The sequence below is a fragment of the Anaerotignum propionicum DSM 1682 genome, assembly GCF_001561955.1.
Taxonomy (GTDB): Bacteria; Bacillota; Clostridia; order Lachnospirales; family Anaerotignaceae; genus Chakrabartyella; species Chakrabartyella propionicum.
Map to the genome: position 1 here is coordinate 160,515 of NZ_CP014223.1, position 14,362 is coordinate 174,876.

At 32.2% G+C, this 14,362-nt stretch carries 13 protein-coding genes; 9 read left to right on the plus strand and 4 right to left on the minus strand.

Annotated elements, in window-relative coordinates:
* Positions 1–26: 26 nt before the first annotated feature.
* The 3 genes from CPRO_RS00720 to CPRO_RS00735 form a co-directional block, all read right to left on the minus strand.
* Positions 27–962: a tyrosine-type recombinase/integrase gene (locus CPRO_RS00720; RefSeq protein WP_066046731.1), complete on the minus strand. Its 936-nt coding sequence runs from the start codon at positions 960–962 to the stop codon at positions 27–29.
* A 69-nt stretch (positions 963–1,031) separates the two neighbouring features.
* Positions 1,032–1,997, minus strand: a complete 966-nt coding sequence (locus tag CPRO_RS00725) for a phage/plasmid replication domain-containing protein (protein WP_066046733.1) — start codon at positions 1,995–1,997, stop codon at positions 1,032–1,034.
* Positions 1,998–2,638: 641 nt separating this feature from the next.
* Positions 2,639–2,962 (minus strand): helix-turn-helix domain-containing protein, encoded by a 324-nt coding sequence (locus CPRO_RS00735; protein ID WP_066046737.1) that lies wholly within the window; start codon positions 2,960–2,962, stop codon positions 2,639–2,641.
* 132 nt (positions 2,963–3,094) lie between these two features.
* Here CPRO_RS00735 and CPRO_RS15125 point away from each other — a divergent pair, with 132 nt between their 5' ends.
* From CPRO_RS15125 to CPRO_RS00770, 9 genes are all read left to right on the plus strand, one after another.
* The gene (locus tag CPRO_RS15125) at positions 3,095–3,244 is read left to right on the plus strand and encodes a hypothetical protein (protein WP_157881605.1); all 150 of its coding nucleotides are present in this window, start codon (positions 3,095–3,097) and stop codon (positions 3,242–3,244) included.
* 197 nt (positions 3,245–3,441) lie between these two features.
* Positions 3,442–4,407: a hypothetical protein gene (locus CPRO_RS00740; protein WP_066046739.1), complete on the plus strand. Its 966-nt coding sequence runs from the start codon at positions 3,442–3,444 to the stop codon at positions 4,405–4,407.
* A gap of 87 nt (positions 4,408–4,494) precedes the next feature.
* Positions 4,495–5,490: a stalk domain-containing protein gene (locus CPRO_RS00745; protein ID WP_066046741.1), complete on the plus strand. Its 996-nt coding sequence runs from the start codon at positions 4,495–4,497 to the stop codon at positions 5,488–5,490.
* 110 nt (positions 5,491–5,600) lie between these two features.
* Positions 5,601–6,509 (plus strand): M48 family metalloprotease, encoded by a 909-nt coding sequence (locus CPRO_RS00750; protein ID WP_066046742.1) that lies wholly within the window; start codon positions 5,601–5,603, stop codon positions 6,507–6,509.
* Positions 6,510–6,588: 79 nt separating this feature from the next.
* A complete protein-coding gene (locus CPRO_RS00755) occupies positions 6,589–8,226 on the plus strand; it encodes a glycosyl hydrolase (RefSeq protein ID WP_066046744.1) in 1,638 nt (545 codons plus the stop codon).
* Between the two features lie 789 nt (positions 8,227–9,015).
* A complete protein-coding gene (locus tag CPRO_RS15130; protein ID WP_157881607.1) occupies positions 9,016–9,222 on the plus strand; it encodes a hypothetical protein in 207 nt (68 codons plus the stop codon).
* Positions 9,165–10,310: an AAA family ATPase gene (locus CPRO_RS00760; protein ID WP_157881608.1), complete on the plus strand. Its 1,146-nt coding sequence runs from the start codon at positions 9,165–9,167 to the stop codon at positions 10,308–10,310. Before CPRO_RS15130 ends, CPRO_RS00760 begins: the two co-directional genes overlap by 58 nt.
* A gap of 227 nt (positions 10,311–10,537) precedes the next feature.
* A complete protein-coding gene (locus CPRO_RS00765; protein ID WP_066046746.1) occupies positions 10,538–11,440 on the plus strand; it encodes a hypothetical protein in 903 nt (300 codons plus the stop codon).
* A gap of 170 nt (positions 11,441–11,610) precedes the next feature.
* Complete coding sequence (locus tag CPRO_RS00770) at positions 11,611–12,144, plus strand: hypothetical protein (protein WP_066046748.1); 534 nt, start codon at positions 11,611–11,613, stop codon at positions 12,142–12,144.
* A 483-nt stretch (positions 12,145–12,627) separates the two neighbouring features.
* Here CPRO_RS00770 and CPRO_RS00775 read toward each other — a convergent pair whose 3' ends face one another.
* Positions 12,628–13,530 (minus strand): tyrosine-type recombinase/integrase, encoded by a 903-nt coding sequence (locus CPRO_RS00775; protein WP_066046750.1) that lies wholly within the window; start codon positions 13,528–13,530, stop codon positions 12,628–12,630.
* Between the last annotated feature and the right edge of the window lie 832 nt (positions 13,531–14,362).

Consider the following 14,362-nt stretch of genomic DNA (forward strand, 5'->3'; position numbering starts at 1 on the left):
ACATATAATCATTAGGCTTTTTGAGACTAAGCAACGAATTTAAGACAATCTCTTAAATCATCGATTTGAAAGTGTATGTAGGGTGCCAGCTCATTTATGCTGGAGTGTCCTGTGAATTTAATGATTTTTTCTGGTTCGTTTTTTCTGGATAGCATGTCCATTACAAATGTATGTCGAAAAATATGAGAGGAAACTTTGTTTTGATCAATATTTATATATTTAAGCACACGCTTTATCATATTATTGAATGCGCTTTTTGACAGGGGGTCTCCCTTATTACTTAAAAATATTTTATCTGCTGTATGTGGGCAGGAAGTATGATAACTGGAAAGAGCGTTGCAAAGCTCTGGGGTAATTGGTATTGAATAAGCCTTACTCCCTTTTACATTTCTAACCACCATTGTTTTTTCAATAAAATCAAAGTCCTCAAAGCGTGCTTCTCTTACGCTGGAACCTCGTATTCCTGTTGTCAGCATTAACAATACTATGCAATAATCTCTTAATTTGTCAATGTGGTTGCTTTCTATAATTTTTTCAAGAAGCAAAGTACATTCTTGTTGGGATAAATACTTAATTTTGTTTTGTATTTCACCGTTTATGTTGGAATAACCATTTTTTTTGGTTCTATTTATAACTAACTTTTGGGCTAAATTCTCTATTTTGAAGTGGGACTCTAAAAATTTATAGAGAACAATTACACTGTCTAGTTTTCTATCTTTTGTTTTTGCACAGATTTGTTGTTTGGATACCTTATTTACTAGATAAATTTTATAACTTTCTAAAATTCTTAAATCAATGTCCTCAATATAAACTTTGCTAGGATAATTGTTTTTTAAAAACTCTATAAACTGGGATATATCTGTAATATAGGCTTTCATCGTCGCTTGTGAATTTTCTCTGGCATAAAGGTAAATTTCAAATTGCTTCAACATTTTAATAAGTGTTAATTTTTCTTTATTCATATATAAAACCTCCGAATTTTTCTTTTATTATGAGTGATGGCATTCATTTGGATCACTGTATAGAAAGACTTATACACCGGAACAAGTATATTTTAACAGAGCAGGAAGTGTATCAATATAAATTCCTTGCTCGGTTATAAATTCATTTCTTAACTGGATTGGATTTATATCCAGATTGTTTAATGCTTTTATGTATCTTGCAAAAGTATTTACGGCATAAGATTCCTTTGCATCATTAATACTGGTTTGTTCAATACATTCTAAGAATTCTTTTAATTTTTTCTTTTTGTCTGCTCTATAAGTGCTGAGGTCTATTATTTTAGCGGAATTCTCTTTTGTTCTATAGCTCCCATTAAAAATAACAGGCAGAACAGAATGATTAAAATAAGCTTTATTCATTTCTTCGGAGAGGTAATTATCTAAAACATCAGCCAGACCAGTATTGCACTTGTGATTGGAAATATAACGCCTTTTTAATTGAACTTCAATTCTGAGCACATCTTGTTCATAGGTTTTGGGGGATCTATGCTTATCATGGAGTTCTTTATTTTTATCATAGATTATTATTTTTCTACTTTTGTTTGCAAATTCAACTGAAGTTTTATAAAATGTGCTTTTGGTAAAGTAACCCCATTTCTGGTACGATTTTTTAATTAGATCTATATATGCTTGTCTAATCGTGTTATCAGGAATTATAAGATCTCTCTTGAAATCTATTCTCTGCAAAATTAACCTCGGATTATCTGCTAGAGAGAAGTTATTAGCGAAGTCCGATAATTTATTATATATAACCTCGAGATCTGCGTTTGTTGCTGTACCTTTATTCAGCAACTCCTGTAGGTTAATGTGTATTATAATGTACCAGTTTTCATGGTCTACTGTCTCATAGGGATATTGCCGTCTGAAATAAATAGTGGCTTTAAGGCCGGTTTCTTTAAATAAAATATCAGTATGTTTAAATTCCTCCTCTCTTTTTTCAATATAAATTATGTCCTGTGGTGCCAGGGTGTACTTTAACTGCAATGTGTGTACCATGATTTATCTTCCTTTCTTTAAGTAATTGATACCAACTTACTAATATTTATTTATTTTTTAGAAGACGCATATTTTGGTGATTATATGCGTTTAAAAGACCTGCTACTACGGGTCGGGTATAGGATTGCATAAATTTCTGGAAAAGTAAAGAGCTCAAGGAGGGGGTAGAACACCTTGTATGGAAAAGGGTGTTCGAGCAACGGATAAATATGCTTTAGTACTGTCTCATAGGGATATTGCCGTCTGAAATAAATAGTGGCTTTAAGGCCGGTTTCTTTAAATAAAATATCAGTATGTTTAAATTCCCCCATTCTTTTTTCAATATAAATTATGTCCTGTGGTGCTAGGTTGTACTTTAACTGCAATGTGTGTACCATGATTTATCTTCCTTTCTTTAAGTAATTGATATTAACTTACTAATATTTATTTATTTTTTAGAAGACGCATATTTTGATGATTATATGCGTTTAAAAGACCTGCTACTACGGGTCGGGTATAGGATTGCATAGATTTCTGGAAAAGTAAAGAGCTCAAGGAGGGGGTAGAACACCTTGTATGGAAAAGGGTGTTCGAGCAACGGATAAATATGCTTTAGAAGTGTTTATTGCATAAAAAAAAGCCCATTTTTGGGCTTTAGAGCTTCAAAGACGATCTTGAAGTTTTTTCAATTCTCTTATTTGTTGCAACAAGTAATCTTGTAAGGGGGGGATTAATGCGTCATAAATTTCTAATAATTCAATTGTACTAGAAGCGAATTTAGGCAGAAACATTTTACCAGTTCCGGTTGTGAGCCATTCTTCGTTCACATTATAAACTTTGCAAATCAATTTAATATAGGCTTCTTTTATTTGCCTTTCTCCCGTCTCAAAACTTGCGTAAGTCGTCTGATTCAGTCCTAGCGCTTGGCAAAAAACTCTTTGGCTGAGGCCTAATTCTTTTCTTAATTCTTTCAGTCTCTCTTTCATTCAACCACCTCTAGGTAAATGTATCATAAATTTGAACTCATTGCAATCAGAGTGAAAAATTGTTGACACAATTAACTCAATGGGATAATATTATAATAAATATTAACTCAAAGAGATTTGGAGGCGAGAAAAATGCGTAGAGATATCAATAGAATTGAGGAAGGGAGACGAGAAATCAAAATTGCTTATGAAACTTTGTCTGAGCCATTGCAACTACATATTTTAAGTATTGCACACTTACTTTTAACAACGCAAAAACTTGTATTGGAATCGAAAGAATAAAAGAGCCTCATTGGAATGAATTTAAAATTTGAATGGCTTTTAGGATTGCTAAACTTTCTATAACAAAAAGCGTAAATTATTATCCCTAAATTTTACGAATTATCCCAGATGGAAGATTTATTGTTGTATGCTGACTTTTTGCAAAGTTAGTTACTAAACTAAAGCGGTGTCAAACCATATGAGAAAGAGGAGAATTTATGAAGAAATCATTTAGACTATTGACAACAGTTGCACTATTAACTTGCGCAATGTGCTTTAATGTGTACGCCCAAACAATCGTGACCCAGGATAGTTATATGGGTGAAAAATTGACAGACTTTAAGATTGAAGTAACGGAATTGGCCTCGAAATCTACTGAAGTAATCAATTATGATGGCGAAACCTATTCTACGGTTGTTTATACTGTGCCCCAAGGTGCCAGACTAACCTTCCAAATTGATAAATTGGATTATCCTCCTATGTTGACAATGGCCAGTTACAAGGGTGAGGATTGGAAGATGGTAGAAAGAGGGGTCATTCTTTCAGACGGGACTTACTATACAGCTGGAAGAGATCCGGGAGAATTGGAACCAAACACACAAGTTTTCTATGATTTAAAGGATGCAAGTTATGGATATGTTCTTGGGCCTATATCACCTTATAAATACAATTCGGACATGCCAGAGAGTGGGGGCGAAACTGTTCTTTGCTTCATAAAAATTGCGGGAAATAAAAATATGACCCCAGTTAAGGTTGAGGAAAAGAAAGCTTCTGTTACTTCAGTAAATTTAAATGTAGCAGGAAAAAATATACCAACTGAGGCCTACAATATAGACGGAAGCAGTTATTTTATGTTAAGGGATGTAGCCATGGCATTAAAGGGAACCCAGTATGAGTTTAGTGTTCAATATGATAAGGATGCAGATAAAATCATTACCACTACTGGGGGAAGCAAGTATCAAGCAACAGGAAGCGAACTGAAAATTGGCAATAAACAAAATAATGCTACTGCAAAAACAACGACTTCTAATTATTCTCATGATTTTGTAAAACAAAGTGCAAATGTAACTGGCTATAACATTGCTGGTAATAATTATTACAAACTAAGAGATCTTGGGGAAATAATGGGATTTGACATTGAATGGAATAGCGGAACAAAAACAATAAGCATAAATCTTAACTAAAGTTATAGTACTTGATACTTTAGTAGAAGTGAAGGGAAATTACAAAAAACAAAAATGGAGAAGTTATTATAGAAAAGGTGAGGCAGAATGAAAAATCATAAAAATATAAAAATATCCTTAATGTGCATTTTAGTTTCAGTGACAATGCTAGGCAATGTGGTTCCGGCCATGGCAGAAAGCGGTGTGCCTTGTATAGATGCCGAATATAAAGACATTAATGTCATTTACGGAGGATGTAGTGTTGATTTGAGAGGTGCGAGGCCGGCCGTTATAGATGGAACTGTGTATTTACCCCTTAGAGCCATATCGAATACGATGGGAATAGAAGTCACATGGGATAAGAAGACGAATTATGTATATTTGGGAGACGTTCCTGTCTACGTAAAGATTGAAGATGATACTAAAGAAAACTCCGTTGAATATAGTGATGACGGTTTGTTTTTAGAGCCTTCTAATACAATTGCGTTTATTTATGATAATATATTGAGCACCAAAAATATGGTGGTTAGAAAACCTAATATAGACTACATAACTTTCCAGTATTTTAATACACCAAAGGAACATGAAAATTTTATGAATATTGTAAAAGTCATGGAAAAGCAGGATGAAACAAAGAGGATGGATAGTATTTATAAACTGGCTGGACTTTATAAAGATATGGTCAAAAAAGTACCAAATGATAAAGCTAATTTGCTAATAGGTGTTAATCAGTTTGTATACTATATGTCAGAAATTATTTATCAGATATCATTATTAAGCAATGAAAATCAGTATAAGATAGCCGTAAAAATCAGTGAAGTAATCCATCAGGCTGGTATACATGCCTTAGCGGTGGAAAATCATCAAATTAATGGACAGGTCATTTATTTTGCCAGGTTTTACAATTTAAGATATTTAGATAAAACAGAGAGATTTCTAAAAATGTCTGTTTTCCATCACTTGTTTAACGGTCAGCAACAGAAATACAGAGGGAAAACTCTGGATGAGTATATTGCAATATGTAAACAGGAGCAGGCCGAGGGTGATGCACGTGTTAAGGCGGGTCATCAAAAGTGGTTGGAAGAGCAAAAACAAAAAAAGTAGAAGAATAATTTAAATCAATTTACAAAACATGAAACTTGAATTTAGTAAGAACTTAATACATACTAAATTCAAGTTTCTTATTAAGTGATAGATTTATTTGGAGGGGACTCATGGAAGTTAATACAAATACGGTAGAAGAAAAGCATTATGTTAAAGGCATTCTATCAATTAAAAATCTAGGTGTATTTATTTATATAATGGTTAATTTTATTCTGTTTTTAGGGGTTGCAGATTTATTTTTTTCTGAACAAAAGGCATATTTTAATTTAAGCGTAGTCATTTATTTTTCGGTCATGGCCTTAAGCCTTCTTAGGCTTGGAGATATGGTCACAAGGATATTATATAAAGCGGAGAAAGCAGATAAAAGAAGTGTAGTCTACGTTTATTTTGAGGATATAATATTTAGAGCAAGCGACAAAAATTTTGCACAAACAGATTATAATATTGAATTATATTTTTCTGATAAGATAGATACATATGTAAAAGCTGTTTCCAGAAAAACAATTATTTTAAACAGAGACTTTTTAAAGCTTGAGGATTTTCAACAACAAGCTTTATTGGCAAAAGAACTAGGTATTATTATAGAAAAAGGTATCTATTTGGAGATGGTAATGAAAGTATCAAATTTTGTTTATTTCCTGTTGTTTTTGATTTATAAATGTTATTATTTAATAATTACAGCCCTTTGTATGATGGCGATTAGTGTTGTAGGAGGCTCAAGAAATAATTCGGATAATAGCTTTTTGGCTTCTTTTGGTTTAGCTACTCTAATAACTTTATTTTTCGAGAAATTAAAATCTTTTGGTGTTTTTATGAAAAATTTACTCATTAGATCATATTTAAGAGATAGAGAATTTAAGACCGATATATTTGCTGTCAAAATTGGCCTTAAAAATGAAATTATTGATCTTTTGCGTTCTTATAATTATACGGGCGAAAAAACAAGCATGTTTCGTATTCTGCCGTCAATATATGAAAGGGAGGAGAATTTAAAGAAGTTTATTGCAGGAGAATTTTGACTTTTAGATTTAATGCTATAATAACAGTGTAGTATTGGAGGCTTTTGATTTTGAGTTAGTTATAGAAAGGGGAGTAGAAATGAGATTCAATGTGAGAAAAAATTTACACATGATTCTTTTAAGTATTTTGGTATCATCGTTATTTTCTGTATGTACTTTTGGAGCAATTCCAAGCCCATACTGGAAAGTGCAACAGCCATTTATTACTGCAAGAGATTCAGGAAATAACGCCGATATTATAAAGTATGGGAAGGAAATTGTAGCTATTTTTAAGGACAAGCCTATGGATAAGAATAAGGCAGAGATATTATACACTACATACGAAGCCATGTATAAGTCTTATGAAAATACTGCGGATTATGGAAATGCTATTGAAATTTTAAAGGCGCAAATTCCCTATGGGGAATACTTGGGCTATGCAGATGGGGTTAAGCTTGCCAAGGAGAGAATTAATAAAATCAACCCCATGACACAGGTATACGCTGTAACCCAAAACACAGCATCTATTCCGTTTTATGGGATGAAGAATGAACCGAAGTCCGGTACATATTTCGGCAGAGTTTATTCCAGTGGTGGTGTTGCAACTATGGAAAATGAAACGGCGGTTTCTTTCTATTTTGAATGTTTACAAGATAACTTAGAAGACTTTGATTATATGCTTCGACCTTATGCAGACGGCACTAGGCTGATACATATTGCCATGAATATGCCAGGGGAAAACGATTCCTTAAAGCTTATAATGCAACCTACTTCAGATGCGTACTTAAAAGAAACCATGGAGTATTTAAAGTCTTTAGATGCACCGGTATTGCTTAGAATTGGGGGGGAGATGAACGTATGGCAAAACCTTGGGGACTCAAGTCTATATAAACAGGCATACATTAAGATAGCTAATATTGCAAGACAGACAGCGCCCAATGTTGCATTGGTTTTCTCTCCCAATGATGTGTCAAATTGGAATGTGGATATTGCTGACTATTACCCAGGGGATAACTATGTAGATTGGGTAGGTGTTTCTCTATATACAAATAAATATAGAAATCCCCAAAATCCCTTAGTTGGTAAGGATTTTGAGGAGATGTATTATGGAAATGGGGCATACGCGAATCCCCTGACAAGGCTTAAAAATATTGTTGACAGATATGGGAGCAAGAAACCTATTATTATCACGGAGTGTGGTATTGGCTACGGAATCAACGGGAAATCCCTTGACTTAAATTCTTTTGCAAAAGAGCGAATCCAAATGCTGTATACTTATGCCAATATGCTGTATCCCCAAGTAAAAGGCATTATTTATTTTGACGTGGATTTAGGAAGTAGCAATAAATATTTATATTCATTAAGCAATAACAAGCAAATGATGAACCAGTATCAGGCATCCGTTGAAAATAACGAGAGTTTTATTCTACAAATGGGGGTCTCGCCAAAGGCCTACGTTAAGGCTGGAAGCTATCAAGACAATCTACCTGTTATTGAGCTGGCAACATATTGTATCTTACCTAGAGATGTTCCTGTGACAGTGGAATATTCCCTGGATGGTAAAAAGGTTACTTCCGAAGGAAAAATACCTTATACCTGCAATTTAGATGCAAGTGCAGTGTCCACGGGAATCCATGAATTGAAGGTCGTGATAAAAGCGACCAACGGCTATAATAAGATAAAAGCCTATACGTTAACAAAGCATGAAAATAATTTGGTAAATATTAAAGAAAAATAGGAGTTTTAGTTATATTTGGTTTTTTATTTGCATATTATAGTATGTAATAATAAACAACAAAAACAACAAAAACGTGGAGACTAAGGCAGTCACAAAAATGTTTTCTTAAATGGAAGGTTAAGCAGTTTTATTTTTTTTCCTGCGACGGAGCTGGAAATTTAAGTGTTTATTGCTACACATCCCCTTTATGTAATGTAAATCCTTTTAAAACAACCCCATCTAATGTGAATTAGATGGGGTTGTTTTTTTGAAGGTAAATATAATAAAACGGTAATTATATTTACCCATAGCTGGTATTAATTTGGATAAACCAAAACAAGAAATGTGAGAAGTGTTATGAACATAACGAACCTTTAAAACACTAATGGAAGAAATGCGTTTTGTTTCTTTAGGTGTAGGCTAAGTAACTATTTTTATACCAAAGTCAAAGGTTTTAAAAACACTTTCCATTAGATATTGGATATTAATAAACCATTCTATACCTTTTAAAATTTCAAGAACAAGTAATTTACCCAAATTAGTGGGCGGGCAAGTTATTGGTAACAATTGAAATTAAATATAAATAAAGCTTTTTTATTGGATATTTATTTATTATTAGCAGTAATTGCAAAAAAATAGCGGAATATCAATTAAATACATAAAAAGCCTGATTTAAAGAAAAAAATAATATTATATGCTATTTTAAAACATGTTATTTGACGTTTTTGAAAAAAAAGTTCAAAAAAACTAAATAACATATTGACGAATGGCTGATGGTATAGTAATATATTCGAAAAGGAGATGAAATTTATGGAAAAGACTATTCTTAAATCAATATATGTATCTAATTTCGGTCCTTTTGCAGATATGGTTGAGTTTACGCTTGAGGCTGAGAAAGGAAAAAAAGAATATATAGATAATTTAATTTTTAAAGAAGATAAAATTATGTTTTTAATAAAGTGTCTTATATTTATGGTGCAAATGGTGCGGGAAAATCGTATTTTTGTAAAATTATAAGACAAATTCAGTCTATTATTTTGTTATCTCCCATTTTGGCATCAGGAAATACTCAACTAATTGATTCGCTTCCGTTAAAAGAACTTTCTTCCGAGATTCCTACGTTTAGATTTTCAAAAGCTTATGAGGATTCTCCCACTTTATTTGGAATTAGTTTAATGCACAAAAGTGTCTCTTATACTTATGAATTTTCTATTAAAAATGGGATTATTATATCAGAGCGATTGCAAAAAAAATTCAGAAGAACGGAGACAATATTAGAAAGAGTAAGCCCCTCTTATTTGGATATATCTTTAAAGTCAGAACTGTCTTCTTTTTTGCCCAATATTAGCGTTGTTAAAGAAGATGTATTATGTCTATCTATGGCTGCATTTTTGAATAATAGCTTAGCAAATGAACTAGTATCAGCTATAAGGGAAATAAAGGTTTTAAATATGGCTACCATAAAAGCTGGATTTAATATTTCCGAAGAAGCATTTTCTAGAGACCGTATTGTTAAATATTTAAAGGTCCTTCAAAAAGCGGATCCAACTATGGACGACTTGGAAGTATCATTTAAAGACAAGAAGGTTGAACGACAAAAATTTAGTCAGGATGATTTTGAAAATAGGGAAGTTATTAGAGAAACAGCAAAGCTTTCGATAGAATCTTCACATAAGATTTTTTTAAATGGGGAAGTTGTCGACTATGTCAAAATGCCTTTTCTTCAAACAGAATCAAGTGGTACGATAAAATTATTTATTATCCTCCCACATTTATTCGAAATTTTAGAAACTGGGGGAACCTTAGTTTTAGATGAGATAGAGAATGGATTGCACCCTATTTTAGTAAAAGAACTAATATCTTTATTTAATAACCAGAAAACTAATCCTAATAATTCACAATTAATTTGTACATCTCATGATTTAACACTTATTGAAGACGGTGTTAGGCGAGACCAAGTATGGATTATATGTAAAAATGATATGGGAGTAAGCTCAATTAAAAGGGTAAGCAAATTACTTTCGATGAGAGGAAAGGTAAATCTTAAACAAAAATATATTGAAGGAGCATTTGGTAAAATACCCCAAAATTTTTTTAAGCAGTAAACAGAAGAATAAAAGAAAACACCGAACGGCAATTCGGTGTGGTGAATTGACAAAAGCACTAGCGTATAGTACTATGTCCTCAAATCCTTAACATTTTACTATAAATTTATGTTATTTGCAATATGAAATTTGTCAATAGAAAGGTAAAAAAACGCTTTTATTCTCCTTTTATTTTTATATAGCTAATTAACCGTAGTCTAATAATCTAACTTAAAAGGAGTTTTTAAATGAAAAATTTTGTTTCACAAGAAATATTAAAATGTAGTAACAGAGCGCATAGATATTTTGATTTTGTTGATGTAGATTTGGCCAGAGATAATAAACTTTTTATTGATCCTTGTCTAATTGCATGTTCAAAATCAAATTGGGCTAAAGATGTAGCTAAAACTATTGATTCTTTCTTTAAGGAATTTTATATGGCCTATAGAAATGGTGATAGTGAAATGAAGTTAAGAATTTTAGGTCACGCCGGTGAAGAAAATGCAACTAGATTAGGTTATGGTAGGGGAGACAATGGACGAGGCAATACAGCTGAAGGGTTACTGAAAGATTTCAAACCATTGGAACACCTGGTTATAAGTATAAGGACTATTGAAGAACCACAGGATTTACCGGTATTTATACCAGGTTTTGCTGAAGATGGATTGTCTGATTTATTAACAAATGTTATACATAAAGAGTTAAATGACTTTACATTGGATCAATTAAGTAAGTACGGAATTTCCCCTAATTCAAAAAGTTCATTTTTTACTTGGGATATCAATTTAAATAATTGGAGGGAAATAACAACCGATTGCTTCAAATTCAAAGGAGATAAAGTTTTATTGGTTCCTAAAGATATTGTTAGAAAAAACTATCTTTTTTCAACTTCCCAATTTTTTAAAAGAATAATACTCGAGGAACATAAACATGAGTTTAAGGATTCGCAAGGAAAAAGTATTTCTAAAAGAGACATTGAAAAAATGTTAAAGACAGATGATGAGCACTGGATGTATGAGAAGGTGATTGAGCACTCAAAAAGAAGTCCGCTGTCCCTTGCCGAATATCATAAGAGTTTACCAGTATACTATTTTGAAAGTGGAAATGAAATGAGTGATACTGAACTTGATGAGTTTATATACAAAAGATAGATAAGTTAATAAAAAAATGGAGAACTGCTCAGATTAATATCTGAGTGGTTTTTTAAAAGAAATACGGAAGATCATAAATATTTACGATATATTGTTGATTTCCAAGTATTTAAATTCCTTGTTCTACTATAATACTTTGGATTTTTGTACACATAGAAAGGATGAATGAATTGAACTGTCTAAGCGACTTGTTTACTATACAAGCTATGGATTATATTAATAACTTACTTGCAGTTTGGGGATTAATTTCTATAATTATTTGCGTAATTGGCTTTTTTAATAATACTTTTGAAGAATCTAGTCACATCATTATTAAAGACAACCCTAGCGAAGAAGACATTAACAAACTTACATACTATACCGAGTATAATCAAGAGGCTCCTGAAGAAGATAGAACTTTGCTAATGTCTGTAAGTCAATCTGCGAAAAATATTAGAATATATAACTTTAATATAGATAAGGGGAAGTGGAACAGAGCATCTTCGCTTATTTGTAAGAACTTATCACCAAACCAAGGCATTATATTTAACATTAATAGACCGGAAGGACTGCCTATGTACAAGATTAAATGGTCTATAGATTATGGAGCTACATCAGAATACATTTTTTCATACAATGGTTTCTCGGGAGTTCATAGCAAAGAATATTGTACTTATTATTATAGTGGTTATTCAAAGATAAGAAAGATATTAAATATAAAATAACACCATCTTTAGGGTATGATATACATAGGTTTCGTATAGAAAATCTACTCTTCCAATGACATTAAAAGATTAGTTCTATGCTATTAAAAATATGCCGATTTTTTATTTGGCAAGAATCTATCAAGGACAATTTAACTTAATTGGGTTATTATATACGTACAATAAATATTGAAATCAAGAGTGCTAGTCCTTGGAATGGGTTATCTAAGATAATTCCACCAGAGATGATGCACTCTTTTATTATATTCAATAAATATTAAATTGGCTGAGTAATTCAGTATGACTCATTTATTGAGGACGTCCGAAAGTAGAGTACTCATCTCTAATTATTTTAACTGCTTCATTAACGGTTATTTGATTACTTATTTTCAAGTTCTCTACTTCAAGAGATCCTTTGACGCTTTCTAAAATCCTGTTTGACATATTAATCACCCCTATGGAAATATTATACACAATTTTTAACAAAAATTATAGATCGAGTCTCTATTTTAAATCGGGGAATTTTTCAACATTTGATTTTAATGTGTTTATTGAAGTATGCGTGTAAATTTTCGTTGAATTTAAGTCACTATGCCCAAGCAAGGCTTGTATTGTTAATACATCAACTCCACTCTGATGTAGATGGGTAGCGAAGCTGTGTCTGAGCTTATGTAAGGTATATCCTTTATTCCCCAGACCGGATTTTTTTATATACCGTTGGAATAACGTTTGAACGGCAGAAACAGACATCCTGCCCCCTGCATCTGATATTATAAGAGGCGCATTTGGTAGGGGGTTAGTATCTAGGTAATGTGCAACCAAATCCACCCCTAAATCGTTTATGATAGGCACAATTCTTTGTTTCTTACCTTTCCCGTTTATCAAGATGGTGTTTTCCTGAAAATTCACATCGCACCAATTAAGCTGGAGCACCTCTGACCTTCTCGCACCGGTATAAACAAAAAGTTCTAATAATAACTTATCTCTCATTCTGTGCTCAGGAAAACGAGCAAATTTCCCCGGAGCTTTAAGAAGAATTTTCAAGTCGGCTTTCGAAAAATAAATTGGCAATTTTTCTACCCGTTTGGGGGCGTGAATTGGAGCCATAGGGTTGGCTTGAATATACTCCATTTCATATAGATAATTAAAAAAAGAACTCAATGAATGTATTTTTCTTCTGACGGAGTTAGATTCATAACTTTTGGTGATTTTTAAATAGGTAATAAATAATCTAACATCCTTCGTTTGGCACTCTAAGATATTTTCACATCGTCCACTAATTTTTAAATACTCTATAAAGTGCTTAAAATCCGTTTGATAGCTTTGCAAAGTAAGTTTAGAGGCATTTTTTTCACTCAGCATATAGTCTAAAAACTCTTCATGCAACTGGTTAGTTTGTATGTCCATTGACAGCCCTCCTAAAAATGCGTATAATAGTTTCAGGGTTATGTACTGTTTTACTTATAGTGCTGTTTTTTCAAAACAGCAGTGTCTATAACCAGTAAAAACCTCATTAAAACCCTGTAAATACAGCATTCTAAGAGCATTTCAATAAGGGTGGTCATAACCCGGCTTATATGGCTTGCTCACGATACTTTAACAAGTTATCCCCTGAAATCATTGATTTTAGGGGGTTTTTATGTTTTTCGATAAAAAATAAAAATTATTGTATCGTTTTTTATAAGGGTAATAAATTGAAGAAATTGATTAGGTATACTTAGTAAGGTGCTTTTTTCTCATCAGGAGATAATATGTTGTTTTGCTGACTGATTAATTGTTAACAAGTTATTTATCCATTATTGATTAATAAATTAAGGCTTTCAAAACAAACGTTTTTTATTTTGGTTGGAGAATGATATTTTTGCCTCTTTCTTAGTCTGTTTGGCTGCGATGGTTGTTACAATTTTTTGTATTTGAAAATGTGACTGGAAATGAAAGAGTATCGTTTGATTTTTTGTCGTTGGTGCTTTGCACTAAACAGATTATATTAACGAAAACCAATATTGATATAGAGAGTTTTTTTGAAGAAGCCACCGATTTTTCAAACAGTTAGTGAGAACTTTAAAGTTCTGCCATAAGAAATAGTTCTACATAAATGAAATATTGTTTTTTTGCGATATTAGGCTAATTTCTCTTAGTCTAAAGGTCTGTTTTTGCCTCAATTTGAAGAATTCTAAAAGTCGGAGTTCATTTCAAAATCTTCATTTTTAACCTGTCAAAAAAATCAGTGTTTTCAGTG

What these genes read in the sequence shown, in the direction of transcription:
- CPRO_RS15125 (WP_157881605.1), top strand. Translation starts at nt 3,095, where the DNA reads ATGCGTAGAGATATCAATAGAATTGAGGAAGGGAGACGAGAAATCAAA.
- CPRO_RS00720 (WP_066046731.1), bottom strand. Translation starts at nt 962, where the DNA reads ATGAATAAAGAAAAATTAACACTTATTAAAATGTTGAAGCAATTTGAA.
- CPRO_RS00735 (WP_066046737.1), bottom strand. Translation starts at nt 2,962, where the DNA reads ATGAAAGAGAGACTGAAAGAATTAAGAAAAGAATTAGGCCTCAGCCAA.
- CPRO_RS00745 (WP_066046741.1), top strand. Translation starts at nt 4,495, where the DNA reads ATGAAAAATCATAAAAATATAAAAATATCCTTAATGTGCATTTTAGTT.
- CPRO_RS15130 (WP_157881607.1), top strand. Translation starts at nt 9,016, where the DNA reads ATGGAAAAGACTATTCTTAAATCAATATATGTATCTAATTTCGGTCCT.
- CPRO_RS00755 (WP_066046744.1), top strand. Translation starts at nt 6,589, where the DNA reads ATGAGATTCAATGTGAGAAAAAATTTACACATGATTCTTTTAAGTATT.
- CPRO_RS00725 (WP_066046733.1), bottom strand. Translation starts at nt 1,997, where the DNA reads ATGGTACACACATTGCAGTTAAAGTACACCCTGGCACCACAGGACATA.
- CPRO_RS00775 (WP_066046750.1), bottom strand. Translation starts at nt 13,530, where the DNA reads ATGGACATACAAACTAACCAGTTGCATGAAGAGTTTTTAGACTATATG.
- CPRO_RS00740 (WP_066046739.1), top strand. Translation starts at nt 3,442, where the DNA reads ATGAAGAAATCATTTAGACTATTGACAACAGTTGCACTATTAACTTGC.
- CPRO_RS00765 (WP_066046746.1), top strand. Translation starts at nt 10,538, where the DNA reads ATGAAAAATTTTGTTTCACAAGAAATATTAAAATGTAGTAACAGAGCG.
- CPRO_RS00750 (WP_066046742.1), top strand. Translation starts at nt 5,601, where the DNA reads ATGGAAGTTAATACAAATACGGTAGAAGAAAAGCATTATGTTAAAGGC.